Below are 26,434 nucleotides of genomic sequence, written 5' to 3'. Positions count from 1 at the left end.
CCGTCACGCCCCGACCGTCGGCGGCATCCAGCCCTGCGGCTGCACCGGAGGCTGCTGCTCGCGCTCCATGATCCCGCGCCGCCGGATCTTGTTGAGCACGTACACGTTGCCCAGGTGCATCGCGCCGAGCACCAGCAGCACCACGCCGAGCTTGACCGACAGCACCTCGAAGATGGCCCGGGTGTCGCTGACGTCGCTGTTGTCGGTCAGGAACAGGGCCACGAAGCCGAGGTTGACGAGATAGAAGCCGACCACCAGGAGGTGGTTGACGGCGTCGGCGAGCTTCTCGTTGCCGTGCAGCACGTCGGCGAGGAAGACCCGGCCGTTGTGGCTCAGCGTGCGGGCCACCCAGACGGTCAGCGAGATGCTGACGACCAGGTAGATGACATAGGCGATGACGATGCGGTCCATGCGCCCCACCCCTTCTTGAACGCGTTCAAAACGCTGACAGGCGTGACTGTAGCCCTGCTTTTGAACATGTTCAACTCAATGGGTGGGGGCGGTAGGAGACCCTCGTCTCAGCCTCTGCGGCCCAGGGTCCGCCGCTTGGTGTAGTCGGTGAAGCCGAGGACGTTCCCCCAGGGGTCGGCGATCTCGACGGTCCAGCCGGTGGCCACCGAGAACACCTCGTCCAGCGGCGGGATTCCGGCGGCGGCCAGCTCCCGCGCCGCGGCCCGCGCGTCCGGCACCTCCAGCCACAGGCGCGGCGAGGGCCAGAGCGGCGTCCGGTGCCCCAGCCCGTCCTCGACGCGCAGCAGAATCCCGGGGGTCTCGCCGCCGACCTTCAGCAGTGCGATCCCGGCCTCGTCGAACCGGAATCCGACGGCGAATCCGGCCCGCTCGTAGAACCCGACGGCCTCGCCGAGGTCCCCGACGGGCAGCAGCACGTTGTCGAAGCCGAGCAGTTCGTACGACTCTTTGTCTGACATACCGTCAGCTTAGAACGCCGCCCGGCCGGATCTCGTGATTGCCTCAGGCGGCGCACCATACCGAGGGCCCCGCCCCCGGGGTGAGACCGGGGGCGGGGCCCATATCGGCTGTGCAGTGGCCTCACCCGACGGCGATGCGTGTCTTCCACCACGAGGACGGGCCGATGATCTCGGTCCCCGAGCCGGGCAGGCTGGCGCGGTCGCCGGCGTAGAAGCGCACCGATCCGTCGGAGCGCACCGTCCACACGTCGGGAATGCCGTCGCCGTTGGCGTCCGGGGTGCCCAGGATGTGCTGTATCGAGGTGGTGTGCCAGCCCTCGCCGGTCCAGTACGTGTCAGCGCCCCCGGAGGAGTTGGCGCCCGATGCCAGCGAGGTGAGATCGACCCCGCTGCCGGACGCGGCGATGCCCTTGCGGAGCAGCAGCCTGCCCGAGACGTCGCTGCGGTAGACGAGGTCAGCCACCTTGTCACCGGAGACGTCCTGGGCGAGGACGATGTCACGGTCCTTCCACGCCGAGCCGGACAGTCGGATCGCCTGGTCGACGGTGGCGCCGTGGTAGCCGGTGAAGGCCCACAGCTCGTCGTCGGTGCCGTCGCTCCTTCGGACGGTGGCGAAGAAGTCGGTCCGCCCGTCACCGGTGACGTCACCGGCCGCCACGATCTGCGTGAATGTGCCCGGATCCGGGGAGTCGGCGGGCAGCAGGATTTCCCTGCGCTTGTCGATGTTGACCGCTCCGTAGCCGTCGCCGGGATAGACCCAGAGCTTGCCTGAGACCCGTACGACGAGGTCCTGGAGGCCGTCACCACCGTAGATATCACCGTTGTGGGTGATCAGGGCACCCTTGAAGTGGCCGCTCGGGGCGGACACGTACGGGGGCAGATCGTCGCCGTTGGGATCCTTGTCGGGGTTGTCCCGGTAGGCCCCTGGCATGGAGTAGTCCAGGTCACCGGTGCCCTTGACCACGTCCTTGTCGGCCTGGGAGGGATAGAGCGCGAGGTTGCCGGCTTCGGTGACGGTCATCAGGTCGGGCAGCCCGTCGCCGGTGAAGTCACCGGGCTTGTCGGCCTGGTCCCGCGGGGTGACGTAGAAGAAGTACTTCGTGGGCTCCGACGGGTTGCCCGCACCGTCTACGGTCCGGACGTACAGCACGTTCGGCCCGGCGGTCGGCGGCTTGGCATTCGAGATGGTGGCGCTGACACTGGTGGCCGTGCCGCTCGTCCGGGCCAAGCTACCGGTGTAGCTGGCCGAGTTGAACCCGTACTCGTACCGTATGACGTCCGTGTTCAGGGCCCGGACGGTGAACGATCCGGGTGTGCCGAACTTCTTGGCGGACCAGTTGGCGTCCTCGGCGTCGTTGCCGAAGCCGTTCTCGCTGCCGTCGGCGTCGGGGAAGTCGGCGGAGCTGACCTTCGGCGGGCGGGGCGCGGTGGTGTCGAGGACGAACCGGCACGGTGTCTTCGGGTACCAGGGGGAGGTGGAGCCGGCGTCGTCCATCGCCCGGACCCGCCAGGAGTAGGTGGCGCCGCTCTTGAGACCGCTGGTGGAGAACTTCGACGTGGTGCGCAGCGCGCTGTCGGTGTCGCCGCCCGCGGAGACCTTGCCGGTCGACTTCAGCAGGTCGCCGGTGGTGTCCCAGTGGCCGGTCTCCCACAGGTCGAAGTCGAAGTAGTCGAGGTTCTTGTCCTTGTCGGTGGCCTTCGCGGTGAACGTCAGGTCACCGGAGCCCATGCGGACGTACGGCGTGTTGGTGGTGCACTTGCCGTCGGGGCCGAGGTCGAGGGAGTTGGACACGATGGCCGGCTTGCGGTTGTAGACGAGTTCGAGCACCGGCGGGTAGTCCCCGTCGGCCTGGAACTTCTTCCACGCGTACTGGGCGTTCTCGTCCCGGGCACGCAGCCCGAAGGTGATGGTGTCCTCGCCCTTGTCGGCGGCCTTCTGGGCGCCCTTCTTCACGTCGAAGGCCTCGAAGGCGTCCCGGCAGCCGGACTTGTAGCCGTGCGCGAAGCTCTTGGTGGCCAGCTTGTTGCCATCGTGCAGCTTCGGAGCGTTCTTCCAGTTGGTGTGTGCGTCGATCTCACCGGTGAGGTGGACGCTCATCGAGCGGTCCTGGCACGACCAGGAGTACGTCTCCAGCATCCGCAGCTTGGCGCTGGTGATCTTCGTACCCTTGAGGTCCTTGTCGAAGCTGATGTTGAAGTACGACCGTGAGGTGCCCCAGGTGTCGGACTCGAAGCCGACCCGGGCCTCGTGCGTACCACCCTTGTTGAAGCCCTTGCCGTTGTAGAACGTGGCGTTGGGATGCCGGTTGTAGGCGGTGGTCCAGTTCTGGACGTGCTTCTTGACCGCCGGGTCGATGAAGACCGGGTAGGTGGTGGCCGGGTCGTCGAGGAAGTCCCGGGAGGGGGTGAGAGTCCACTGGCCGCCGCTGAGGTCGGCCTCGACGAGGTCGCCGCGCGAGTCGGGGGACGGGCCGTCCAGGGAGGCCAGGCTCAGGGTCGCGGCGGAACCGGTTTGCGAGGGGCCCGGGGTCGGCTCGGCAGGCGCGGTCGGCGGCGGGGACTCCGACACCGTCGGTTCGGGGCCGTCGCTGGCCGAAGGAAGCACCTCGACGTCCGTGTCGCTCTGCTCGTCCGACACTGCGGCGTCCTCGGTCGGGCTCGCCGTGTCCGACGGGGACTCGCTCACGGAGCCGGTCGGATCCGGCGACTCTGGGGCGGTCGGCTGCGCGCTGGCACCGACCGTGCCGTCGGTGACGGCGGGCTGACCGCTGCTGTCCCACATCAGCGGGGTCGGCGAGACCGCAACCTCGTCGCCGTAGCCGTTCTCGGCGCTGATCATGCCGGAGGCGGGGTCGAGCCGGAAGGTCAGACTGGCCGAGTGCAGCCCGTAGGCGAGCTGCTGTGTGTGCGGGTCGGCCGCGGCCTGACGGTTCTTCAGCACCAGAACCTGACCGAAGCCGTCGTCGTCGGCGGTCAGCACCAAGTCGCCGCCAGGGAAGATCTCCGGGTACAGAATGCGGTTGCCGTCGACGACCGGTGTCGGTATCGCGCCCGGCCAGGTCAGCTGGATCGCGTCGTCGCCCCCGCCGACGTACAGGGTGACCAGCGGAGTGCCGGTGTCGACGGTGGACTTCAGCAGGGAGACCCGCCGCACCTGTGTCCTGGAGACCCGCCCGCTCTCCTTGCGCTTTCCGGAGCCGGCCGAAAACACCATCCGGGTGTTGGTGGCCTTCGGTTCCCAGCCCTCGTCGGTGCGGTGCAGACTCGGGTCGACGGGCCGCCACTCGCCGTCCACTTTGGCGCGGATCGGAGAGGAGTACAGCCGCTTCGCCATCAGGCCGTCGGGCCGTGCCCAGGTCGTGGAGTGGGTGGTGCGCGCGGCGGTGACCTCGACGTTCCGCTTGGTCCTGGCGGCCTGTGCGAGGGCCGCGGACTCGGTGACCGGCCGGGTGTGCCTGTGCTGGCCGGTCGTGTCCGACGCGCCGTCACCGTCGAGTGCCAGTCCCGCACAGACGATGCCGGTCGCGGCGACCGCGCTCGCGAGCAGTGCCGCGGTGGCCCGACGACCGGGCCTGAGACGCCAGGTGCGCGTCATCGGGCGAGTTCCCTTCCCCTCAAAGCTTCCCCTCGGAGCCGACGAGCGGGACGGAACTGCCCCCCGCCGGGCAGCTGATGATGACTCATGAAGGTGCTGTCGTCATCCTGTGCGCGTGGCGTGTGTGCCTTGTGGGGCGTCGGGCGGTGAGGGACGCACGACGGCCGAAGTGAGTGGGGCCTCTCAGCCCGTGAAGGCACGAACATCCCCAAAACCGGACGAGCGACCGGCGACTTTGAATCCTTCGGCGTGACTTTCCGGTGAGAAGTCGTCAAGAAACAGGTAAGGGCAACTCGCAGTCAAAAAAGGTCAGTTGCAGCCTCTTCATAGGCTGATCACCCGTTGCGCACCGTGATCGTTTTCACATGAACGCCGGCAACCTGGCGTTTCTTCACAGCCTGGCCACAGAATTCACGCTGTCTTTATGCCATCGCGCGTGGTCCGTCACCGGCCCGCCTCAAGTGGTCCGGGGGGACCTCGTCGTGTTCGGCCGCCCTTCGCATGCCCGTCGCCGCCTCGCCCGTACGGCGCTGCCGACCGTGGCAGCCGCCCTGCTGGTGGGGCTCCTGCCCACCCAGTCGCTGGCGCTGCCGCCCGACCCCAACCCGACCCAGGACGTGCCCGGGCGCGAGACGGTCGAGTTGGAGCACCTGGAGAGCGAAGTGCCCGTCCAGGGCAAGGTGTTCTCCCGTCATCTGGAGAGCCTGCTGGGTGACATACCCAAGGACCTGCTTCAGGCCCCGGCCGGAACCGTGACGCCCCCGTCCGACGTGACGGGCTCGGTGACCTTCGGCGCCGCCTCGACCACGCCGACCTCCCTGCGCTCCACCGCCTCGGCAGAGCCGGCCGCCATGAGCCCGGTCGGCACCCTGCCGGTCAGCCTCGGCCAGGCTCCCGACCAGCCGGCGCCGACCGGAACCTGGCAGGTCACCATCCCGGACCGGGCCTCCGCCGTCGGCCAGGGCGTCGAGGGTGCCGTGCTCAAGGTGCAGGCCCCTGCCACCGGCGCGGTGCCTGTCTCCGTGAAGCTCGACTACACCAAGTTCGAGAACCTCTACGGCGCCGACTGGGCGTCCAGGCTGCGGTTCGTGCAGTTCCCCGAGTGCTACCTGACCACGCCCGACGACGAGGCGTGCCAGACCTACGAGGAGCTGGAGACCAGCAACGACACGGCGTCCAAGTCCCTTACCGCCACTGTCGACCCGGCCGCCGACGGCACCGTGACCCCCGCCTTTGCCCCCGTCGCCCCGGCGGGCGGCGGCGGGGTGTTCCAGGCCGCCTATCGCACCTCCACGTCCGCGACGCCGGCCGCCGCGGGCGGTGACACCGCGGTCGTCGGCGCCGTCGACTCAGGCTCCGGCAACGGCGGTTCCTTCACGGCGACCCCGCTCGCCTCCGACGGCAAGTGGGAGGTGGCCGGGTCCTCGGGGGCCTTCACCTGGTCCTACCCGCTCACCGTCCCGGAGCCGCCCGCCGGGCCCGCGCCCAAGGTCTCCTTCGAGTACAACTCCCAGACCGTGGACGGCCGTACCGCCGTTTCCTCGCCCCAGGCCTCCTGGATCGGCGAGGGCTGGGGCTACGACCCCGGTTACATCGAGCGCCGCTACCGAAGCTGCAAGGACGACCGGAAGACTCTCGACGCCGGCGCCCCCAACAACACGGCCAAGAAGGACAAGACGTCCGACCTGTGCTGGGTGTCGTACAACGCGGTGATGTCCCTCAACGGCCGGACCACCGAGCTGGTCCGCGCCGCCGCCTCCGGCAGCAACCCCGAGACCGACACCGAGATCTACCGCCTCCAGCAGGACGACGGCACTCGTGTCGAGCACAAGGTCGGCGGCGACAACGGCGACAACAACGGCGAGTACTGGGTCGTCACCACCCGCGACGGTACGAAGTACTACTACGGCCTCAACAAGGTCGGCGGCGGCCACGCCGACACCGGCTCCGTGTCCACCGTGCCCGTCTTCGGCAACCACCCCAAGGAGCCCTGCCACGTCGACGCCTTCGCCGACTCCCGCTGCGGCGCCGGCAAGCAGCAGGCCTGGCGCTGGGGCCTCGACAAAGTCGTCGACGTGCACGGCAACACGATGGTGGTCTCCTGGAAGCAGGAGACCAACTACTACGCCGTCCGCAAGAAGTTCAAGTCGCCCGAGCAGTACGACCGTTACGCCACCCCGGCGGTCATCGAGTACGGCATGCGCAGCGACCTGACCAAGCCGTCCGCGAAGGTCGAGTTCGGTGTCGAGCAGCGCTGTCTGAAGTCCACCACGGCCTGCGACCCCGCCAACTTCGCCAAGACCGACGACCCCGGCGCCTACCGCCCCTGGTGGGACACCCCTGGAAATCTCAATTGCAAGTCCACGTCCAAGCTCTGCCCGGCGTTCCCCTCCTTCTGGACCCAGCTGCGCCTGGACACCGTCACGACCAAAGCAGCCCGCGCCGGCCAGACCGGCCTCGGCCCGGTCGACAAGTACACGCTGCACCAGTCCTTCCCGGAGGACTGGTACGACACCGCGCCCGGCCTGTGGCTGAACTCCCTCACCCGCACCGGGTACGCCCCCGGCGACACCACCGGCACCCTCCAGTCCAAGGACGGCGTCAGCTTCTCCGCGTACACCGTCGGCGCGACGTCGCCGCTGCGCGCGCGCCTCAAGGACCGCCAGCTGCCCAACCTGGTGATGACCGGCAAGAGCGACCAGCGCCCCGGTTTCACCCGCCCTCGCATCGGCACCGTCTCCACCGAATACGGCGGTGACATCGAGGTCGAGTACACCGGCGGCTGCGCGAGCGAGCCCGCCGAGGACAAGGGCAAGACCAACGGAACCTGCTACCCCGTCCGATGGTCGCCCGACGGTGACGAACGCACGCCGAAGAAGTCCTGGTTCAACAAGTACGTCGTGGCCTCCGTCACCGAGACGGACAAGGTCACCTCGCACGGAAAGCCCGTCGTCACCACCTACGCGTACTCCGGGCCCGCCTGGGCCAGGAGCGACGACGAGTTCACCCGCCCGTCGCTGCGCACCTACAGCGACTGGAAGGGCTACCGGCAGGTCTCCGTCCGCAAGGGCAGCAAGACCGTCTCCGAGTCTGGCGAGGTCAACCCTCAATCGTACACCGTCACGCGCTACTTCCAGGGCGTCGGCGGCGAGGTGAAGGACTCCAAGGAGATGTACACGCTCCTCGCGGACGACGCCCCGCAGTACGCGGGCATGACCGCCGAGACCATCACCTACCTCAACTCCGACGGCAAGACCGTAAAGCGGGATCTGAACTTCCCCGAGTCCCAGCAGACCGCCTCCCGGACCCGGGAGAACGAGGACGGCACGGCCGGCGAGCCGTTGCTCGCGCACCGCGTCGGCGTCAAGCGGACGGACGTGATCCAGACCGTCGACACCAGCTGGCGCGCCGTGCGCACGCTGACCACGTACGACGACACCTACGGTCTGCCGCTCCAGGTGGAGACGTCCGTCGTCAGACCCGATGGCACCGGCGAGACCCTCTCCGACCAGACGTGCACCACCACGACGTATGTGCACAACACCTCGGCCTGGCTCATCGGTCTGCCCCAGCAGCAGCGCGTCACCGGAACCAGCTGTGCCGCCCAGGCCACGGCCGACCCCGCCACCAAGCTGAAGTCGGCGGTCCGGAACACCTACGACGACCTGGCCTACGGGGCCGCGCCGACCAAGGGCCTGGTCACGTCCAAGGCCGAGATCGACGGCGCCGGCACCGCGTACTCCTTCGTCGTCAAGACCACCTACGACCCGCTGGGCCGGGTCCGCACGGTCACCGCCCCCGGCACCGGCACGACGGAGACCAAGTACACCCCCGGCGACGAGGGCGGCCCGGTCACCGAGGTCAAGTCCATCAACGCCAAGGATCACACCACTACCACGACCTACGACCCCGGACGCGGACTCGCCCTGACGGTCACGGACCCCAACGGCCGTGTCACCCGCGACGAGTACGACGCGCTGGGCCGCCTGGTGAAGGGCTGGTCCCCCTCCCGCTCGGCCGTCGGCCAGTCGCCGGCCGTGCAGATCTCCTACCAGCTGGCCATCGCCACCTCCGACGAGAACCGTCCGGCGGCGGTCACCGTCCAGACGCTCAAGGACGACGGCACCTACGCCCGCGAGGTGACCCTCTACGACGGTCTCCAGCGCGAGGTCCAGAAGCAGAGCGAGGCGCACGGTGCCGGCCGGATCGTCGTCGACACCTCCTACAACGACCACGGCCTCGTCGACGAGACGACCAGCGGCTACCTGGCCAAGGGCGAGCCCACCACCGAGCTGTTCGCCCCCAAGTCCAAGTCAGTGATCCCGGGTTGGATCAAACACCGCTACGACGGCCTGGAGCGCGAGGTCCGCGCCTCCACGTACCACAGCGGCGACTACAAGTACGCGACGTACACCAGCTACGGCGACACCAGCACGTACGTGAACCCGCCGGGTTCCACCGCCCCCCGGACCCGCACCTACGTCGACGCCCTCGGCCGGGTCACCTCCGTCAAGCACTACAGCAAGGAGGACTCCGGCTCGACCTCCGGCCGCAGCACCACCTACGAGTACGACGCACGCGGCAACCGCAGCAAGGTCACCGACCCCGCCGGCAACGTCTGGTCGTACGTCTTCGACGCCCGCGGCCGGATCACCTCCGCCACCGACCCCGACACCGGCACCACCGACACCTGGTACGACGAAGCCGACCGTCCCAACCGTCTGCACAACGCCCGCAAGCAGGAGACCTTCACCGAGTATGATCCGCTAGGTCGGCCCCGCTATGTGCGGCAGGGCTCCGCGACCGCCAGCCCGGTCCGTGAGTACACCTACGACGACGCGCCCGGCGGGATCGGCAAGCCCAGCTCCTCCATCCGGCACACGGCCGACGGCGACTACGTCAACCGGGTCACCGGATATGACTCCGAGTACCACGTCACCGGCACCGAGACCGTCATCCCGGCGAACTCGATGACGACGGGACTGTCCGGCACGTACGCGTACACCTACACGTACACGCCGACGGGCAAGCCGCTGTCGGTCACCCTGCCGGCCAAGGGCGGTCTGGCGAGCGAGAAGGTCGTCACCCGTTACGACGCCGACGGACTTCCCGAGTCGACCTCCGGCCTGACCTGGTACACGTCCGACGCAACCTACTCGCCCTACGGCGAGGTGCTGCGCACCGTCTCCGCCACCCAGCCCTACCGGGTGTGGACGACGAACTTCGTCGACCCGCACACCGGCCGGCTCCAGCGCACGGTCACCGACCGCGAGACCGCCGGACCGCACCGCATCACCGACAGCTACTACTCCTACGACGCCTCCGGCACCATCACCTCCAACGCCCGCACGCTGGCGGACGCGGCGGGGGAGACCTGGGACACCCAGTGCTTCACCTACGACGTCCTCGGCGAGCTGGTGCACGCCTGGACGTCCAAGGTCACGCCCGATGGCAAGGGCACCGGCTGCACGGCATCGAACGGCACGACCTGGGGCTACCGCACCGACTACGCGGCCTCCTCCGGCCCGGTCGCCGACGCCCCCGACGAGGCCACGGACGCAGCCGGCCCCGACTCCGCGCTGACCTCGACGCTTGCCGCCGCGGCACCGGACACCAGCACCGTCTCCACCGGAAGCACGGCCTACCGGCAGTCGTTCACCTTCGACTGGCTCGGCAACCGCGCCACCCTGACCGAGCACGACACGGCCGACGCGACGAAGAACGTCACGTTCAGGTACGGCTATGGCAAGACGGACAGCGGCGGTGCCAGGACACAGCCGCACACGGCCACCTCGATCACCTCCACCCCCACCGGCAAGGGAAGCGTCTACACGTACGACGCGGCCGGTAACACCGAGGTGCGGGACCTCTCCAACACCACCCAGAACCTGGTCTGGACGCCCGAGAACCGGCTGGAGTCGATCACCGACGACGGCAAGAAGACGACCTACGTCTACGACGCCGACGGCAACCGCATCCTGGAGAACTCGTCTTCCGGTTCGACCCTGTATCTGGACGAGACGGAACTGACGACGGACGCGACGGGCACCATCACCCGCGCCTCGCGCTCCTACACCCAAGAAGGCGCACCCACCGTCGTGCGCTCCACGACCAACGGCGCGACCACCGGCCACAAGCTCAGCGTCCTGCTCGCCGACCACGTGGGCACGGCCAACACGTCCGTGGACGTGGCCTCCGGCCAGACTGTGATCCGCCGTGCCTTCAAGCCATACGGCGAGGTCCGCGGCACCAAGCCGTCCGCCTGGCCCAACAAGCGCGGCTACCTCGGCACCGGCATCGACGACGCGGCCACCGGCCTGACCCACATTGGGGCGCGCGAGTACGACCAGAACTCGGGCCGTTTCCTGTCCGCCGACCCGGTCATGGACATCGCCGACCCGCTCCAGATCAACGGCTACGCCTACGCCCGCAACAGCCCCGTCTCCACCTCCGACCCGGACGGCCAGCGCCCGGTGGGCGTCTGCGAGATGGGCGGCTGCCCGCCGGGCACCAAGGAGTGGTTCACCCAGGACGGAAACGGCCACTGGACCCAGCACATGGTCCAGCAGAAGATGACCTCCCGCTCCGACGGCTCGACGCTGTTCACGTACACGCACACCGCCGGGCGGTTCAGGGCCAAGACCTATGTCACGGTCGGCAAGTACGGCATCTACAACGGCATCGCCCCCTTGGGCGAGAACCGGAGGAAGCAGCAGGCCAAGGACCTGTTCAACTTCTTCGTCTTCGACACCGACCAGGCGGCCGAGTGCAAGGACGACGTGAGCTGGGGCAACTGTGGCCCGATGGCTCTGGACCTGCCCTGGGGCAAGGTCTTCAAGCTCCTGAAGCTCGGCAAGTACGGCAAGTACGAGAAGTACGCGGACGACGTCGCGGAGATCGGGAAGGCCGTCGACTGCAAGTGCTTCCTGGCCGGCACGGATGTCCTCATGGCCGACGGCTCCACCAAGGACATCGAGGACGTGAAGCTCGGCGACAAGGTCCTGGCGACCGACCCCGAGACCGGCAGGACCGAGCCGAAGAAGGTCACGCGTCTCATCCGGACCGACGGCGACAAGTACTTCAACGAACTGTCCATCGCCACCGAGGACGGCATCGAGAAGCTCACCGCCACCCACGAGCACCCCTTCTGGTCCCCGTCCCGGCACGACTGGGTCCCGGCAGGGAAGCTCACCCCGGGTATGACCCTGCGCACCGAGAAGGGCGACACGGTCGTCGTCACAGCCAACCGTGCCTTCACCCAGCGGGCGCGGACGTACAACCTCACCGTCGACGACCTGCACACGTACTATGTGCTGGCCGGGGACACTCCGGTACTGGTCCACAACTCGACCTGCGGACCGATACCGACATTCCGCAGTTCCATGCAGGCCTTCACGCACTACATGAAGCACACGTTCGGTGTGCAGCTGAACGGGAAGGGCAGGTGGACCGGAGCGAAGGGCCACCACAAGCCGGACTTGCCCGAGTTCAACGGTCCTGGGGGATTCAAGGCGTACAAGGCAGCAGCCAGCAGGTTCATGTCCGGAGGCCCGCGCAGCGGTGACCTGGTGTCGGAGGAGGGAACGCTGTTCCGAATGGACCGCGAGACCGGCTACTTCGGAATCGTGGACAACCGGGGGAACATCATGAGCTTCTTCCGCCCGGACAGGGATCTGGACGCCTACATGCAGGAGCAGCAGGAGAGGTTCGGCGGTGTCTTCATCGAGTGACAGGACGCCGGGCAGTCTCTTCGGAAGGTGGTGAGGGACCTTGGGTATCGGAACCGAGTTCCTTCAGGCGTACGAGCGCGTGCAGCTCGCAACAGGACGTCGTGAGGGGGTTTCCGCCCTGCGGGATCTGGCGTCCTGGCGAGGATTCGTGAACGCGTGCGCGGCGGGGTACGACGATGTGTTTCCCGAGTACGTCTTCGACATCGGGGTGCGCGACGACATCGAGCGAGCTCTCGCGGACGAGTCGCTGCGGGGCTTGCCGGGGTTCGCCGACTTCTCGGCCGCGGTGCAGACCGTGGACGAACGGTTCCGTGAGATCGCGACCGTGGGGATCCAGCTCGCCGATCCGGAGGCGCTCGCCTGGTGGCATCACGTGATTCCCCCACGGGGAAGCGAGGAGTTCGCTGAAGACGTGCGGCGTTGGTTCGGCGTCACGATCGAGGTCGTCGACTAGCGGTCCGCCGGGCCGGCCGCTGCACGCACGAGGGCCCCGCTCCTTGAAGGAGCGGGGCCCCCGGCGTTGGCCTGGAAGATCAGAAGCGACGCGTGATCAGCGCGCGCTTCACTTCCTGGATCGCCCCCCAGGGGTCGGCGATCTCGACGGTCCAGCCGGTGGCCACCGAGAACACCTCGTCCAGCGGCGGGATTCCGGCGGCGGCCAGCTCCCGCGCCGCGGCCCGCGCGTCCGGCACCTCCAGCCACAGGCGCGGCGAGGGCCAGAGCGGCGTCCGGTGCCCCAGCCCGTCCTCGACGCGCAGCAGAATCCCGGGGGTCTCGCCGCCGACCTTCAGCAGTGCGATCCCGGCCTCGTCGAACCGGAATCCGACGGCGAATCCGGCCCGCTCGTAGAACCCGACGGCCTCGCCGAGGTCCCCGACGGGCAGCAGCACGTTGTCGAAGCCGAGCAGTTCGTACGACTCTTTGTCTGACATGTCGTCAGACTAAGTGGAATGCGTCCGGATGCGAGGAGCCCCACCGAGGCGGGCTCGGCGGGGCTCCTCTGGAAGGGTGGGGCGGGTCTACATGCTGCTCAGTGAGCGGGCGTAGTTGATCTGTGCCATGACGGCCGGGAAGGAGTCCGGGCCGTGCGCCGGGATCATCGTGGAGTGGTGTCGGCCCGCGCTGGTCACGGTGACCTGGATGAAGCCCGTGGTCTTCTTCTCCTTCATCAGGAGGAAGAGCAGGCCGAGCAGGCAGAAGAGGAAGAAGACGATCGCCAGTACGACGGCGTGTGTCGGGATCTTCTCCTCGGTGTGCGACATGTCGGTGGCGTTCCACACCGCGCCCCGCAGCGGCAGCTGCCCGGCCGGAGTGATGATCTGTCCGTCCAGCACCGTGATGTCCCCGAGGGTCAGCAGCGGGGCGCCGCCCATCGGCGCGGGAGCACCAGGTGCGCCCGGAGCCGCCGGCTGGTGCGGGAACCCGTACCCCTGCTGCCCCACGGGCGCGGGGTAGCCGTAGCCGGGCGCGCTCGGGGGCTGGGCCGGGTAACCGTAGGCCGGCGTCCCCTGCGGCTGTGCGGGGAAGGCCGGGGGCTGTGCGGGCGGCGCTGGAGTGTGCCCGGGGCCCCACTGGTTCGCGCCGGTCTGCGGATTCGGCTCGGTCATGCTGTCGTCCCCCTGATGGCCGCATCTGTCGGTTGGAAGGATCATCCTGCCAGTTCCCGGCCCCGGATACGCAGCGAGCCTCAGGGGCTCACGGGCGGCGAGGGTGGCCCGCTTCGAGGATCTCGGCGACGTCCAGGGTGACCTTGGCGCCGAGGGAGTCGGGGAGGGCGACCATCTCGCCGGGGGCGTGGGGGCGGTGATTCTCGTACTTGTCCCCGGCGGGGTCCGTGAGGACGTGGAGGCGCTGGTGCTTGCGGTCGACGATGACGTAGACCGGGACCTTCGCCTCCGCGTACGCGGCGACCTTGGTGCGCAGGTCGGTCCGGTAGTTGCTGGAGGTGACCTCCAGGACCAGGCGGAAGCAGACGGGGTCGTAGCAGTTGTTCTCGACGAAGTGTTCCTCGAAGTCGGCGTCCACGACGACGAGGTCCGGAATTGCGTAATCCTCGACCCCGGCGGGGAGCCAGAGGCCGATGCCCTGGAGTACTTGTGATTCCGGTCCGTGCAGCCCGGCTGTCAGGAAGGGGACCATGAGGTCGGTCAGGGCGCGGGCGTGGGCGCCGTCCGGGGGCGGGGACACGAGGATCTGGCCTCCGATGATCTCGACGCGGTAGCCCGGAAAGCGCTCCATGATCCGGTTGGCTTCCGCGATCAGCGGACGGTCTCCAGAGGGCCGCTCGACGGCTGCAGCGGACATCACGTGCCTCCCGTGGGCTGGTGCCGAGACCATCATCGTAGGGCGGAGCATGCCGTGCGTCCTGCGCGATTATGTTCACCCGATCGTGTTTCCGCACGTCAGAGGGCCCCGTCTCCAGCGGAAACGGGGCCCCTCACCGACGTACGGACGACGACGTCAGAAGCGGCGCGTGATCAGCGCCTTCTTCACCTCGGCGATCGCCTTCGTGACCTCGATACCGCGCGGGCAGGCGTCCGTGCAGTTGAAGGTCGTGCGGCAACGCCACACGCCGTCCCGGTCGTTGAGGATCTCCAGGCGCTGCTCGCCCGCCTCGTCACGGCTGTCGAAGATGAAGCGGTGGGCGTTCACGATCGCGGCCGGGCCGAAGTACTGGCCGTCGTTCCAGAACACCGGGCAGGAGGACGTGCAGGCGGCGCAGAGGATGCACTTCGTCGTGTCGTCGAAGCGCTCACGGTCCTCGGCGGACTGCAGACGCTCGCGCGTCGGCTCGTTGGTGTCCTTCGTGATCAGGAAGGGCATCACGTCCCGGTAGGCCTGGAAGAACGGCTCCATGTCCACGACCAGGTCCTTGAGGACCGTGAGGCCCTTGATGGGCTCGACCGTGATCGGCTTCTCGGGGTTGATGTCCTTGATCAGCGTCTTGCAGGCAAGGCGGTTCTTGCCGTTGATCCGCATCGCGTCCGAGCCGCAGATGCCGTGCGCGCAGGAACGGCGGAAGGTGAGGGTGCCGTCGATGTCCCACTTGATCTTGTGGAGACCGTCGAGGACACGCTCCTTCGGGTCGATTTCCAGCTGGAAGTCTTCCCACGTCGCCTCGGCCGAGACCTCCGGGTTGAAGCGGCGGACCCGGAAGGTGACGGTGATGTAGGGAGAGGACGCGGCCTCCGCCTCCGCCTTGTCCAGAACAGGAGTTGCCATCAGTACTTACGCTCCATCGGCTGGTAGCGGGTCTGGACGACCGGCTTGTAGTCGAGACGGACGGTTTCCGAGCCGTCGGCGCCGACCTCGCGGTACGCCATCGTGTGGCGCATGAAGTTGACGTCGTCGCGGTTCGGGTAGTCCTCGCGGTAGTGACCGCCGCGGGACTCCTTGCGGGCCAGGGCCGACACCGCCATGACCTCGGCCAGGTCGAGCAGGTTGCCCAGCTCGATGGCCTCCAGCAGGTCCGTGTTGAACCGCTTGCCCTTGTCCTGGATCGCCACGTTCTTGTAGCGCTCGCGCAGCTCGGCGATCTTCTCGACGGCCGTCTTGATCGTCTGCTCGGTGCGGAACACCATGACGTTGGCGTCCATGGTCTCCTGCAGCTCGCGACGGATCTGGGCGACCCGCTCGGTGCCGGTGGAGTTGCGCAGCTGCTCGATCCGCTCGACGACGAAGGCCTCCGGGTTCTCCGGCAGCTCGACGAAGTCGGCCGTGTGGGAGTACTCGGCGGCGGCGATGCCCGCACGGCGGCCGAACACGTTGATGTCCAGCAGCGAGTTGGTGCCGAGGCGGTTGGCACCGTGCACGGACACGCAGGCGACCTCGCCGGCCGCGTACAGACCCGGGACGACGGTGGTGTTGTCCGCCAGGACCTCACCCTCGACGTTCGTCGGGATGCCGCCCATCGCGTAGTGCGCGGTCGGCTGGATCGGGATCGGGTCCGTGTAGGGCTCGATGCCGAGGTAGGTGCGCGCGAACTCCGTGATGTCCGGGAGCTTGGCGTCCAGCTGCTCCGGCGGGAGGTGCGTGAGGTCGAGGTAGACGTGGTCGCCCTCGGGACCGCAGCCACGGCCCTCGCGGATCTCCGTGTAGATGGAGCGGGACACGACGTCACGGGACGCGAGGTCCTTCATGACCGGCGCGTACTTCTCCATGAAGCGCTCGCCGTCCTTGTTGCGGAGGATGCCGCCCTCACCACGGGCGCCCTCCGTCAGCAGGATGCCCATGCGCCAGATGCCGGTCGGGTGGAACTGGAAGAACTCCATGTCCTCCAGCGGCAGACCGCGGCGGTAGACGGCGGCCTGGCCGTCACCGGTCAGCGTGTGGGCGTTCGACGTCACCTTGAAGAACTTGCCGGTGCCGCCGGAGGCGTAGATGACCGCCTTCGCCTGGAAGACGTGGATCTCACCGGTGGCCAGCTCGTACGCCACCACACCGGCCGACTTCTTGACGCCGTCGACCTCGGTGATCAGCTGGTCCAGGACGTAGAACTCGTTGAAGAACTCCACACCCTCCTTGACGCAGTTCTGGTACAGCGTCTGGAGGATCATGTGGCCGGTGCGGTCCGCGGCGTAGCAGGACCGGCGGACCGGCGCCTCGCCGTGGTTACGGCTGTGACCGCCGAAGCGGCGCTGGTCGATGGTGCCGTTCGGGGTGCGGTTGAACGGCAGGCCCATCTTCTCCAGGTCGAGGACGGCGTCGATGGCCTCCTTCGCCAGGATCTCGGCGGCGTCCTGGTCGACCAGGTAGTCACCGCCCTTGACCGTGTCGAAGGTGTGCCACTCCCAGTTGTCCTCCTCCACGTTGGCCAGCGCGGCGGCCATGCCGCCCTGCGCGGCGCCCGTGTGGGAGCGGGTGGGGTAGAGCTTGGTCAGCACCGCGGTGCGGCTGCGCTTCGTCGACTCGATGGCGGCGCGCATGCCCGCGCCACCGGCGCCGACGATGACGGTGTCGTACTTGTGGATCTTCATGATTCTCGCAGCCCCGTGCCTAGCGGATGTTCGGGTCGAAGGTGAAGATCACCAGCGTGCCCAGCAGGATGGTGAACACCGTGGCGGTGTAGAGCAGGCCCTTGAGCCACAGCCGGGTGTTCGCGCGCTCCGCGTAGTCGTTGATGACCGTGCGCAGGCCGTTGGCGCCGTGCAGCATGGCGAGCCAGAGCATCAGCAGGTCCCAGACCTGCCAGAACGGGGACGCCCAGCGGCCGGCCACGAAGGCGAAGCCGATCTTGGAGACGCCGCCGTCCAGCACGAGCTGGATCAGCAGGTGGCCGAGGACGAGGACGACCAGCACGACGCCGGACAGGCGCATGAACAGCCAGGCCGCCATCTCGAAGTTGCCCCGCGTGGACTTCGGGGTCTTCTTGGTCCGCTTGCGCGGCGCCTCGATGAGCGGGGCCGGGGTGTCGACCGTGTAGACGGGGGCACCCTCGACGGGGCCGACTCCGGACGCGGTGGTTTCAGTCGTGGACATGGGCGTCAGCTCCCGAACAGAACACGAGCGGCGTGGCCGAGGACGGGGTAGATCGCCCCGGCCATCAGGACGACCCAGACGCCGACGACGGTCCAGAGCATCTGCTTCTGGTAGCGCGGGCCCTTCGACCAGAAGTCGACGGCGATGACGCGCAGGCCGTTGAGCGCGTGGAAGAGAATGGCGGCGACGAGGCCGTACTCCAGCAGCGCGACGATCGGCGTCTTGTACGTGGCTACGACCTTGTCGTAGTCCTCGGGGGAGACACGGACGAGTGCGGTGTCCAGCACGTGAACGAACAGGAAGAAGAAGATGAGGACGCCGGTGACTCGGTGAGCCACCCAGGACCACATTCCTTCCCGGCCGCGGTACAGCGTTCCAGCCGGCACGGAAGAACCCTCCGGGAGCGGGGACTAGGGCCGCGCCGGCTTCGGTGTCGGTCGGGCCCGGCCGGGTACGGTCCACCGGCCCTCAGCATCGTATCCATGCGGTGCGCTGCCGCTTACGGGGGGCCTACCTGTGTGATCAAACTGGCATCGGATGGGCTATTGCCTTGCGGCTACTGGGGTGGGGTGTCCTGTTATCTGCCGGGTGCGGCGCCGTTGTGGCTGGTCGCGCCCCGCGGCGGAGCCGCTGGTAGATGCGGCCCCGCGCCCCTGAGGAGTTGCTCCAGCCGCTGCCTTGCAAGGCGCCGGAGTTCCTCTGCCGCTAGTACCCGTTCTTCCTCAGGATCGTTTGTCAATCGTGATCGGATGCCTTCGAGGATGCGGTCGAGGGTCTCCTCGCGCGGACAATCACCCAGATAGATGACGAAAACGTGTCCGAATCGGGCTTCGTAGGCCGCGTGGGCCGCACTCAGGGCCGTGTGGGCGGCGGAGTACGTGTCCTCCGGCAGCTCGGGCAGCGACTCGCTCGCCAGCGCCTCGGACAGATCCCCCGGCGACAGGTCGTACGCCGCCTCGTCCGCCGCTGCCAGGAGGGAGTCCAGGTCGGGGTACGGGCGGTGCTCGGCCAGACGGCGGGACCAGTGCAGGCTGCGCAGACAGTGCAGAAGCAGGGCGCGGGCTTCGTCGGCGGGTGCGGCGTTGAAGGCGTCCAGCGGTTTGGGGAGGTACGGGAGAGGGTGCGCAGGCAGCGTGGGTCCTCGTGTCACATGTGGTGTGGCAGGGGATGCCGTGAAAGGTGTGTCGTCACGTTATCGAGAGTGGTCACTGTGTGTCCGTCGGATGCCCGAATTTCACTCCAACGGGAGAGTTTCGGAACGTCTCGGTGACGGATGAACCCTCGATCGGACGTACGTTGGCTGGGTGAGCCAGCACAGGCGCCGGGCCTCGGCGCAGCAGGTGAGGCGGAAGCGGGCGGTCGTGGCCGCCGCGTTCGCGGGGACCGTCGCACTCGGCGTGGGCGTCGGCGTGTGGGCCTCGGCGGACGGTGGCGGGAAACCGGCGGGGAGCGCGGCGCAGGCGCCGTCGGACCGCACCTCCGGTGCCGCGCCCGGTCGCGCCGCCACGCCGAGCAGTCCCTCGCCCAGCCGGTCCTATCCGCTCTCCCAGGCGCCGCGCACCATACCCGCGGTGCGCTCCCACACCCCGGCCCGCGGGCCCGGCTGGCGGGCGCAGCGCAGCGAGCGGGTGGTGGTGAGCGATCCGGAACTGGCCGACGAGGGGCGGCTGATAGCCGGTGAGCTGGGACTGTCGTACGCGGGGGAGAAGGACGACGTCCGGGCCGGCGATCTGCGGCTGACCCTGGGCAGCGGGGGCGGGAACCCGGAGTCGTACACGATGACCGTGCGCGACGGGCGGGTCGACATCAGCGGGCCGGGCGACGCGGGCGTCTTCTACGGCACCCGCACCCTCAAGCAGGAGGTCCACGGCGGCGGTACGGCGCCGGAGGGTGTCGTACGGGACGAGCCCGCCAAGCCGCGGCGCGGCTTCATGCTGGACATCGCGCGCAAGCCGTACACCGCGTCCTGGATAGAGGACCGGATTCGCGAGCTGGGGGACCTGAAGTTCAACGAGCTGGGGCTGCACTTCTCCGACGACCAGGGCTTCCGGATAGAGTCCAGCACCCATCCCGAGATCGTCTCCAAGGACCATCTGACCAAGGCGCAGGTCAAGCAGATCGTCGGCCTCGCGGCCGCCCGGCACATCACCGTCGTGCCCGAGATCGACTCGCCCGGGCATCTGGGCGCGGTCATAGCCGCCCACCCCGACCTGCAGCTGCGCAACGTGAACGGGGTGCCGACCCGGGGCGCGATCGACATCTCCAAGCCCGCCTCCGCGAAGATCGTCGATGACCTGCTGGGCGAGTACACCGGGCTTTTCACCGGCGACCAGTGGCATCTCGGCGGCGACGAGTACCAGGCGCTGACCGTGGCGAACCCGCAGGCGTCGTATCCGCAGCTGGCGGCCGCCGCCCGGCAGAAGTACGGCACCGGCGCGACCGTCGCCGACTTCGCCACCGGCTGGCTGAACGACCGGGCCGCCACCGTGCGGGCCCACGACCGGACCATGCGGGCCTGGAACGACGGCTTCTTCCGCAACACGTCGGTGCAGCCCGCCAAGGACCTCCAGGTCGCCTACTGGACCGGCAAGGAGATCGGCGCCCGGCAGCCGGTGGAGTACCTGAGCGCGGGCCGCAAGGTGCTCAACTACAACGACGAGTTCCTGTACTACGTCCTCGGGCAGCCGCAGACCTTCGTCTACCCGACCGGGCAGCGCATCTACGAGCAGTGGAACCCGCGGGTGCTGCGCGGCACGACCGCCGTACCGGCGAGCTACGACGGGCAGATTCTCGGCGGGTCCTTCGCGGTGTGGAGCGACATCGCAGGCGCCCAGACGCAGGACCAGGTCGCGGCCGGTATCCGGATGCCGCTGCGGGCCACCGTGCAGAAGCTGTGGGACCCGCGTACGCCCGCCCTGTCCTGGGCGCAGTTCAGGCAGTTGGCGGACCGGCTGGGCTGATTCTTCAAGTGGACATGCCAGGCCGGTGAACCGTATCTTCCGCGTGCACCAAGCACCTGGCGGACACGGGGGATTCACCATGAGCACGGATGTCATGAGAGCCGGCACGAAGGGCGCCCGGCTGCGTTCGCCGGTCGGGCTCGGCAGGGCCACCGCCGTGCTTCTCGGCCTGGTCGTCCTGACCGATCTGGCGGCCGTCGTGGCCGGTCTGAACGTGTACCGGGTGGCGGACGACCTCGCGGCGGGCACCGGCCCCTTCGGCCAGCACCTGACCGGGCGCGCCGACCAGGCGGACACCCTGTACTCGGCGGCGGGGGGCGCGCAGGCCGTGTTCTGGCTGGTCTGCGGGGTCGTGTTCCTGGTCTGGTTCTACCGGGTGCGGGTGAACGCCGAGGTGTTCAGCCCCGACGGGCACAGCAAGGCGCGCGCGTGGACCATCGCCGGCTGGGTGGTGCCCATCGCGAACTTCTACTTCCCGCGGCGGATCGCCCTGGACGTCTGGGACGCCAGCCACCCCGTCGGCGTGCGGGCGCGGCACGGGCTGATCAACGCCTGGTGGGGGTGCTGGCTGATCTCCACCCTCACCGGCCGGCTCATGCAGAGCGAGTACGACGCGGCGCGCACCGCCCCGGCGATCCGGGACGCCGCGCTGCACGTCATGATCGCCGACGGCGTCGACATCCTGGCCGCCGTGCTCGCCGTCCTTTTTGTGCTGCGGCTGACCCGCATACAGCACGAGAAGGCCCTCGCCGGACCTGTGTTTGTCCCAGCTCTTGGCTGAAAACCCACTGCTGTGACACTCTCTCGCCGTCGCACGCAGTTAGGGGAAGTGCGGGCTCCGTAAAGGCGGCGCCCTGGCGAGGGAGGCTTTCATGAGCCTGGTGGAACTGATCGCTCAGGCCGACGAACGCGGACTGGCTGCCAGTGGGCTGGCTTGTTTGGACCGGTGCGTGCCCTTGCTGGGCGGTGACGACGAGGTGCTGCGCCCGCTGTGGGCGAGCCTCGCCGACGGCTCCGAGTGGGTCGCAGGCCTGGAGAAGGCGCGGGGCGCGCTCGGTCCGGCGCAGGCCGGCGAGGACGAGGCCGAGCAGCTCGCCCACCGCATGCTGGACGCGGCCCCGGCCGAGCGCACCGCCGAGGCGATACGGGCCTGGGCCGACGCCTGCTCCGTCGCCTCCCTGCGCATCCACCGGCTCCTCGACCCGGCCGCGGGCGGCAGCTCTCCGGCCGACGGCCCGGAGAGCGGGCGCGAGGGCGGCGCCGCGGACGCGTCCCCGCTCGTCGCCGCCGAGTTGCGCCGCCAGGTCGTCGTCCTGGAACTCCTCGCCGAGCACGGCTCGAACGGGCTGCGCCGCGCCCTGGACGTCTCGGTCGAGGGCCGCCGGGTGCTGCAGGCGGTCGTGTCCCGCCGGGCCCGCAGCCGCGGCTGACCGGAATTCAAACCCCTGGTTCTGGGGGAGTCCTGTGGCTGTCGTGCGGTGGCGGTGGGGCGGTCCTGCACCGGTTGGGGAACCGGGCCCGATCCGGGTGACGGATACCAGGCCCCTGCCGCTTCTCCCTATGTGACAGCGCAGTACGTGACAGCACAGCAGGAGACCAGGCCGCACGCAGCGGCGAAGCCCGTCCGGTGGGCGGCCGACGCGGTAGCGACCATGCGCGAGGGCGCGCGGGTGCGGCTCGACTACTCGGCGCAGAGCCTGTGGCGAGTGGACCGGATGATCGAGGACATCCGCCGCGAGGATCCGCCGTACGCGGCGGTCGAGAACGTGCTGCGCGGCCTCGGTGCCTACGCCGGCGAGGTCATCGTCCGCCAGGCAGGCGCCGAGTGGTGGTCGACCGGCGGCGACCACTGGGTCCGCACACCCGACGGCAAGCTGTGGGACCCCATCGAGGAGGCCCGCCGCTGCTTCGCCGGCCAGGGCTCCCTGCGCCTGCTCTGCCGCGACGCGACCGCCTCGGCATGAACACCCGGCGGCGGCGCCGCGACCGTACCTGGAGATGGTTCAGGTGGCTCGGGTTTCTCCGCGAGGCCAGGACGCGGTGCTGGAGTACCGGCATGTCTGGCTGGCGCAGATGGTGACCCACCCCGAACGGGACAGTCACGGCGCCTGGTTGGACTGGCGAGACGGGCGGATCGTGGTGAAGCACCCCGATGAGCTGCTTCTCAAGAAGATGCGGGAGATCGCCGGAGTGCTGGGCGCCCGCGTCCAGGGCGACGACGATGAGTACTACGACGAGTGAACGCTCCTCGGCCGCACACCGATGTGAGTGCGGCCCCGCCGCGCGGACTGACTCACCGGACGAGCACGGAATGCAAGGTGTATCTCCACACGTGATGAACGTACGGACACTCGTGGACGTGATGGTGGTCGCGTCGGTCGTCTCGGCCCTCGCGGTCACCCCGCGTGTCCTGGCCCGCCGCTCCGACCCGGTCGGAGCGGCGCGCCGCTCCGTCTTCTCGCCGCCGGTCGTGCTGGCGCTGGTGACCGGTCTGATCTACGTCAATCAGGTGCTGTTCACCGTCTACGTCCTGCGCGTCCACGACGGGGACCCGTCGTTCGTCGCGCGGTATCTGCCCGCCGGGTGGTTCGATCTGGCGTCGCGGAACCCCGCCCTGCGCCATCTGGCAGGGCACTTCCCCGCGCCCGGGCTTCTCGCGCCGAGCGTGCTGCGGGTGCAGGCCTTTCTGGAATTGCCGTTCGTGCTGCTGGTGTTCGCCACCGTGATGCGCTGGCTGGACGCCGACCTGTACCGGCGGATCGCCCGCTCCGCCGCGCTGCCGTTGGCGTCGGTGTCGTACACGGCCGTGTTCTGTCTGGTCGAGTGGGATCTGCGCAATCCGTACACGGTCGACGACCTTGTCGTACGGTCTGTCTCGGCCGTCCTCACGCCGATCCTTCTCGCTCTCTGCGCGGCCCGTGACAGAGGAGCGGCCCGGACTCCCGCCTCGGTGCCCGGGCTGCTGGTGTTCATCGGCTCCCTGGGGGCTTTGGGGGTACTCGTCCTGGTCGTGTACGACACCGCTCTGCTCTACAGCCTGGGCCGACTGCCCGAGCGCCTGCCGCTGGCGCTGGCGGCCGCCGTCCTGCTGCTGGGCCTGCGCCGGGTGGCCTCCCGGCTGGAGGGAAGGCCTGCCCGACGCGGACTGACGCTCGCGTTCCTGCGGCACGTGCTGCGCTACTGGCTGAGCCTCTTCTTCGTACCGGCGTTGGCCGTGCGGTACGGCGTGTTGTTCGGGACACCGCAACTGGCGGCGGGCGTGGCCCTGGTGACGGCTGCGACGGCATGCGCGTTGGCGGCACGCGATGTTCTGGCCGAGGCGCGGAGGACGGCGGACGGCGGGTCCGTCGGGCCTCAGGACGGACGACCTCCCGCAGGCCTCCTGCTGGCCCGGGGACTGGGATGCGCCGTCCTGGCCGGAACGGGCGCTGCCTGCCTGGCCGCCTCGCTGACGCCCCGGTCCTACTACGAGGTCACGCTGCTGTCGTCGGCGGCGGCATTCCTGGTGGCGACGGTGGCTGTGTGCGGGTTCGCCGACGCCAGGTCGGCCCCCCGCTCACCCGGCGCTGACGGCTGAAGCTTCGGACGGCTCATCAAGTCGGGTCATCGGACAACCGCATTAGAAGGCTGTCCGATCATCTTGGGTCGCTTCCGCGCAGACTTATCGCCGGCCTGGCCGGCGCCCCTACGGTGCGATTGCGAGCGGGTGAGGAACCGGAGCCCGCCGCAGCCGACAATCAAGGGGAGGCGCCGATGGCGAGTGTGGAAGTGTCCCTGAAGGAAATGATGACCGGGGTCGAGGGCGCGCTGGGGGCGGCCGTCGTCGATTACACCAGCGGCATGGCCCTCGGCACCTTGGGCGGGGGCAGAGACCTGGATCTGACGGTCGCCGCGGCCGGGAACACGGACGTGATCCGCGCCAAGGTGCGCACGATGGAGCATCTGGGCCTTGAGAGCCACATCGAGGACATCCTGATCACGCTGGAGGGGCAGTACCACCTCATCCGGCTGGTGACCGGCCGCAGCGGCAACGGCCTGTTCGTCTATCTCGTCATCGACAAGGCCCGCTCGAACCTGGCCATGGCCCGCCATCAACTCAAACGGATCGAAGAACAACTCGAGGTCTAGGCCGCTCCCGAGGACCGGGCTGACACGCACCCATGAATTGAATACTTCTTCAAGCCATCACATGGAGAGGATGACAACTCATGAACGAGAGGCACCCGGACCGAGAAGAATGAGCAGGCACGACACGCATCGCGGTGGTGTCCTCGGGGCGCCACCGCGATACGAGAAGCCACCCCGACAGGCAGGAAGAGTGCTGTGCAAGTCCCTCTCTACCAAGCCAAGGCAGAGTTCTTCCGCATGCTCGGACACCCGGCGCGCATCAGGGTCCTGGAACTGCTGCAGCACGGCCCGGTCGCGGTACGGGATTTGCTCGCCGATATCGAAATCGAGCCTTCGAGTCTCTCGCAGCAGCTGGCGGTCCTGCGCCGTTCAGGCATCGTCGTGTCCACACGAGAGGGATCCACCGTCAAGTACGAACTCGCCGGCGGCGATGTGGCCGAACTCCTGCGCTCGGCCCGCCGCATCCTGACTGAGCTTCTGGCCGGGCGGAACCAGCTCCTGGCGGAACTCCAGCAGGCCGACATCGCCCCGCCACAGGCAACAGCGGCAGTCACGGGACCACGTCTCAAGCCCACACCGTGAGCATCTGGTCAACTACCCGACCCAGTACGCCAAGGCGTTCGTCATCAACTTCAACCGGTGGCCCGCCACGCCCGGTCGTGGCGTCGGCATCTTCCTGCACGTCAACGGGAACGGTGCGACCGCCGGTTGTGTGTCCGTGCCGCGCGCCACGGCCCGGTGCGCATCCACGTATCGCCATCGGCTGACGGCGCAGCCACGGAGGTGACCGGCGGGGCCGCTGCGGGCTGTGACGAGCGGCCCGCCGTCGACTGTGACAAATCTGTGAGCTTCGGCGCTGATGACCGTGGAGCGTGGGACACGGGCGGCCGTGTCGCACGATGGGGATTCGAGGCGAGCACGGGCACGGCCCGGGCTCGGTACGGACGAGGACGGTTCTTGGGCCACGGAAGGGAACCCCGCCGCGCACAGGCGTACGACGGGGAATTGGGCGCGGCCGTCGCACGGGCCCAGGACGGTGACGAGAACGCCTTCGCGGTGGCCTACCGGATCGTGCAGCCGGGTCTGCTCGGCTATCTGCGCGGCCTCGTCGGCGAGGACGCCGAGGACGTGGCCTCCGACGCCTGGCTGGAGATTTCCCGCGACCTCGGCAGGTTCCGGGGAGACGGTGCCGGGTTCCGCGGCTGGACCGCGACCATCGCCCGGCACCGGGCCCTGGACCACCTGCGCAGGCAGCGGGTAAGGCCCCGGGGGACGGCGCTCGAACAGGACGTACTGGACCTGCCGGGGCCGCACAGCACCCACGACCAGGCGCTGGAGTCCATCTCCACCGAGCGCGCCCTGGACCTGGTGCGGTCGCTGCCGCGCGACCAGGCCGAGGCCGTCCTGCTGCGGGTGGTCGTCGGCCTCGACGGCCCCTCCGTCGCGCGCGTCCTCGGCAAGCGCCCCGGCGCGGTCCGTACGGCCGCGTACCGGGGGCTGAAACGGCTCGCCCGCCAGCTGGGCGTCGAGGACGCGGCGGACGCAGGTGTGACGGATGACGGCTCCCGGACGCTGGGGGAGTCGAAATGAACGCTGACGGCCGCCAGCCGTATG

General features: G+C 68.9%; 22 protein-coding genes and 1 pseudogene. 12 read left to right on the top strand and 11 right to left on the bottom strand.

Features of this window, described 5'->3' with window-relative positions; genetic code table 11:
- Positions 1 to 3: 3 nt before the first annotated feature.
- The 3 genes from ACFYZZ_RS38675 to ACFYZZ_RS38665 form a co-directional block, all read right to left on the bottom strand.
- Positions 4 to 411 carry a hypothetical protein gene (locus tag ACFYZZ_RS38675; RefSeq protein WP_389186697.1) on the bottom strand — a complete coding sequence of 136 codons (408 nt, stop codon included), beginning with the start codon at positions 409 to 411 and terminating at the stop codon, positions 4 to 6.
- A 107-nt stretch (positions 412 to 518) separates the two neighbouring features.
- A complete protein-coding gene (locus tag ACFYZZ_RS38670) occupies positions 519 to 929 on the bottom strand; it encodes a VOC family protein (RefSeq protein WP_386578444.1) in 411 nt (136 codons plus the stop codon).
- A gap of 121 nt (positions 930 to 1,050) precedes the next feature.
- Entirely contained in the window at positions 1,051 to 4,524 is a 3,474-nt protein-coding gene (locus ACFYZZ_RS38665; protein WP_389186694.1) for a DNRLRE domain-containing protein, read from the bottom strand.
- A 482-nt stretch (positions 4,525 to 5,006) separates the two neighbouring features.
- Here ACFYZZ_RS38665 and ACFYZZ_RS38660 point away from each other — a divergent pair, with 482 nt between their 5' ends.
- Both ACFYZZ_RS38660 and ACFYZZ_RS38655 read left to right on the top strand, forming a co-directional pair.
- On the top strand, positions 5,007 to 12,254 hold the full coding sequence (locus ACFYZZ_RS38660; RefSeq protein WP_389186691.1) for a polymorphic toxin-type HINT domain-containing protein: 7,248 nt from the start codon (positions 5,007 to 5,009) through the stop codon (positions 12,252 to 12,254).
- A gap of 40 nt (positions 12,255 to 12,294) precedes the next feature.
- Positions 12,295 to 12,708, top strand: a complete 414-nt coding sequence (locus ACFYZZ_RS38655; protein ID WP_389186688.1) for a hypothetical protein — start codon at positions 12,295 to 12,297, stop codon at positions 12,706 to 12,708.
- A gap of 79 nt (positions 12,709 to 12,787) precedes the next feature.
- On the opposite strand, the gene ACFYZZ_RS38650 is transcribed toward ACFYZZ_RS38655, so the two are convergent.
- The 8 genes from ACFYZZ_RS38650 to ACFYZZ_RS38615 form a co-directional block, all read right to left on the bottom strand.
- The gene (locus tag ACFYZZ_RS38650; RefSeq protein ID WP_389186685.1) at positions 12,788 to 13,186 is read right to left on the bottom strand and encodes a VOC family protein; all 399 of its coding nucleotides are present in this window, start codon (positions 13,184 to 13,186) and stop codon (positions 12,788 to 12,790) included.
- An 87-nt stretch (positions 13,187 to 13,273) separates the two neighbouring features.
- Positions 13,274 to 13,861, bottom strand: coding sequence for a hypothetical protein (locus ACFYZZ_RS38645; RefSeq protein WP_389186682.1), 588 nt, complete (start codon positions 13,859 to 13,861; stop codon positions 13,274 to 13,276).
- 88 nt (positions 13,862 to 13,949) lie between these two features.
- Positions 13,950 to 14,558, bottom strand: coding sequence for a Uma2 family endonuclease (locus tag ACFYZZ_RS38640; protein WP_389186679.1), 609 nt, complete (start codon positions 14,556 to 14,558; stop codon positions 13,950 to 13,952).
- Positions 14,559 to 14,714: 156 nt separating this feature from the next.
- Positions 14,715 to 15,476: a succinate dehydrogenase iron-sulfur subunit gene (locus tag ACFYZZ_RS38635; protein ID WP_389186676.1), complete on the bottom strand. Its 762-nt coding sequence runs from the start codon at positions 15,474 to 15,476 to the stop codon at positions 14,715 to 14,717.
- Entirely contained in the window at positions 15,476 to 17,230 is a 1,755-nt protein-coding gene (gene sdhA, locus ACFYZZ_RS38630) for a succinate dehydrogenase flavoprotein subunit (RefSeq protein ID WP_389186673.1), read from the bottom strand. The genes ACFYZZ_RS38635 and sdhA overlap by 1 nt, the downstream gene beginning before the upstream one ends.
- A gap of 19 nt (positions 17,231 to 17,249) precedes the next feature.
- A complete protein-coding gene (locus ACFYZZ_RS38625; RefSeq protein ID WP_386578449.1) occupies positions 17,250 to 17,732 on the bottom strand; it encodes a succinate dehydrogenase hydrophobic membrane anchor subunit in 483 nt (160 codons plus the stop codon).
- Positions 17,733 to 17,737: 5 nt separating this feature from the next.
- Entirely contained in the window at positions 17,738 to 18,118 is a 381-nt protein-coding gene (sdhC, locus tag ACFYZZ_RS38620; RefSeq protein WP_043406142.1) for a succinate dehydrogenase, cytochrome b556 subunit, read from the bottom strand.
- A gap of 191 nt (positions 18,119 to 18,309) precedes the next feature.
- Positions 18,310 to 18,882 (bottom strand): 2-oxo-4-hydroxy-4-carboxy-5-ureidoimidazoline decarboxylase, encoded by a 573-nt coding sequence (locus tag ACFYZZ_RS38615; protein ID WP_389186670.1) that lies wholly within the window; start codon positions 18,880 to 18,882, stop codon positions 18,310 to 18,312.
- A 154-nt stretch (positions 18,883 to 19,036) separates the two neighbouring features.
- On the opposite strand from ACFYZZ_RS38615, the gene ACFYZZ_RS38610 reads away from it, so the two are divergent.
- From ACFYZZ_RS38610 to ACFYZZ_RS38565, 10 genes and pseudogenes are all read left to right on the top strand, one after another.
- Complete coding sequence (locus tag ACFYZZ_RS38610; protein ID WP_389186667.1) at positions 19,037 to 20,692, top strand: glycoside hydrolase family 20 protein; 1,656 nt, start codon at positions 19,037 to 19,039, stop codon at positions 20,690 to 20,692.
- 79 nt (positions 20,693 to 20,771) lie between these two features.
- Complete coding sequence (locus tag ACFYZZ_RS38605; protein WP_389186664.1) at positions 20,772 to 21,473, top strand: DUF4328 domain-containing protein; 702 nt, start codon at positions 20,772 to 20,774, stop codon at positions 21,471 to 21,473.
- Between the two features lie 91 nt (positions 21,474 to 21,564).
- Positions 21,565 to 22,122 (top strand): hypothetical protein, encoded by a 558-nt coding sequence (locus ACFYZZ_RS38600; RefSeq protein WP_389186661.1) that lies wholly within the window; start codon positions 21,565 to 21,567, stop codon positions 22,120 to 22,122.
- Between the two features lie 147 nt (positions 22,123 to 22,269).
- A complete protein-coding gene (locus ACFYZZ_RS38595; RefSeq protein ID WP_386578454.1) occupies positions 22,270 to 22,656 on the top strand; it encodes a hypothetical protein in 387 nt (128 codons plus the stop codon).
- Positions 22,657 to 22,690: 34 nt separating this feature from the next.
- Positions 22,691 to 22,933 carry a hypothetical protein gene (locus tag ACFYZZ_RS38590; RefSeq protein ID WP_389186658.1) on the top strand — a complete coding sequence of 81 codons (243 nt, stop codon included), beginning with the start codon at positions 22,691 to 22,693 and terminating at the stop codon, positions 22,931 to 22,933.
- A gap of 94 nt (positions 22,934 to 23,027) precedes the next feature.
- A complete protein-coding gene (locus tag ACFYZZ_RS38585) occupies positions 23,028 to 24,269 on the top strand; it encodes a hypothetical protein (RefSeq protein WP_389186655.1) in 1,242 nt (413 codons plus the stop codon).
- Between the two features lie 176 nt (positions 24,270 to 24,445).
- Positions 24,446 to 24,820: a hypothetical protein gene (locus tag ACFYZZ_RS38580; protein WP_389186652.1), complete on the top strand. Its 375-nt coding sequence runs from the start codon at positions 24,446 to 24,448 to the stop codon at positions 24,818 to 24,820.
- A gap of 195 nt (positions 24,821 to 25,015) precedes the next feature.
- Positions 25,016 to 25,402: an ArsR/SmtB family transcription factor gene (locus ACFYZZ_RS38575; RefSeq protein ID WP_389186649.1), complete on the top strand. Its 387-nt coding sequence runs from the start codon at positions 25,016 to 25,018 to the stop codon at positions 25,400 to 25,402.
- Positions 25,401 to 25,587: pseudogene (locus ACFYZZ_RS38570) on the top strand (hypothetical protein); the annotation flags it as partial. The gene ACFYZZ_RS38575 and the pseudogene ACFYZZ_RS38570, both read left to right, overlap by 2 nt.
- 190 nt (positions 25,588 to 25,777) lie before the next feature.
- The gene (locus ACFYZZ_RS38565; RefSeq protein WP_389186646.1) at positions 25,778 to 26,410 is read left to right on the top strand and encodes an RNA polymerase sigma factor; all 633 of its coding nucleotides are present in this window, start codon (positions 25,778 to 25,780) and stop codon (positions 26,408 to 26,410) included.
- The last annotated feature ends 24 nt before the right edge of the window (positions 26,411 to 26,434 follow it).

Source organism: Streptomyces sp. NPDC001816 (assembly GCF_042892235.1).
In the GTDB taxonomy this organism is placed as follows: domain Bacteria; phylum Actinomycetota; class Actinomycetes; order Streptomycetales; family Streptomycetaceae; genus Streptomyces.
This window is presented reverse-complemented; position numbering and strand designations above follow the sequence as displayed.

Bases quoted from the DNA above. Each gene is read 5' to 3' on its own strand.
- ACFYZZ_RS38675 (WP_389186697.1), bottom strand. From the start codon at position 411: ATGGACCGCATCGTCATCGCCTATGTCATCTACCTGGTCGTCAGCATC.
- ACFYZZ_RS38670 (WP_386578444.1), bottom strand. From the start codon at position 929: ATGTCAGACAAAGAGTCGTACGAACTGCTCGGCTTCGACAACGTGCTG.
- ACFYZZ_RS38665 (WP_389186694.1), bottom strand. From the start codon at position 4,524: ATGACGCGCACCTGGCGTCTCAGGCCCGGTCGTCGGGCCACCGCGGCA.
- ACFYZZ_RS38650 (WP_389186685.1), bottom strand. From the start codon at position 13,186: ATGTCAGACAAAGAGTCGTACGAACTGCTCGGCTTCGACAACGTGCTG.
- ACFYZZ_RS38645 (WP_389186682.1), bottom strand. From the start codon at position 13,861: ATGACCGAGCCGAATCCGCAGACCGGCGCGAACCAGTGGGGCCCCGGG.
- ACFYZZ_RS38640 (WP_389186679.1), bottom strand. From the start codon at position 14,558: ATGTCCGCTGCAGCCGTCGAGCGGCCCTCTGGAGACCGTCCGCTGATC.
- ACFYZZ_RS38635 (WP_389186676.1), bottom strand. From the start codon at position 15,476: ATGGCAACTCCTGTTCTGGACAAGGCGGAGGCGGAGGCCGCGTCCTCT.
- sdhA (WP_389186673.1), bottom strand. From the start codon at position 17,230: ATGAAGATCCACAAGTACGACACCGTCATCGTCGGCGCCGGTGGCGCG.
- ACFYZZ_RS38625 (WP_386578449.1), bottom strand. From the start codon at position 17,732: ATGTCCACGACTGAAACCACCGCGTCCGGAGTCGGCCCCGTCGAGGGT.
- ACFYZZ_RS38605 (WP_389186664.1), top strand. From the start codon at position 20,772: ATGAGCACGGATGTCATGAGAGCCGGCACGAAGGGCGCCCGGCTGCGT.
- ACFYZZ_RS38600 (WP_389186661.1), top strand. From the start codon at position 21,565: ATGAGCCTGGTGGAACTGATCGCTCAGGCCGACGAACGCGGACTGGCT.
- ACFYZZ_RS38590 (WP_389186658.1), top strand. From the start codon at position 22,691: ATGGTTCAGGTGGCTCGGGTTTCTCCGCGAGGCCAGGACGCGGTGCTG.
- ACFYZZ_RS38585 (WP_389186655.1), top strand. From the start codon at position 23,028: ATGAACGTACGGACACTCGTGGACGTGATGGTGGTCGCGTCGGTCGTC.
- ACFYZZ_RS38580 (WP_389186652.1), top strand. From the start codon at position 24,446: ATGGCGAGTGTGGAAGTGTCCCTGAAGGAAATGATGACCGGGGTCGAG.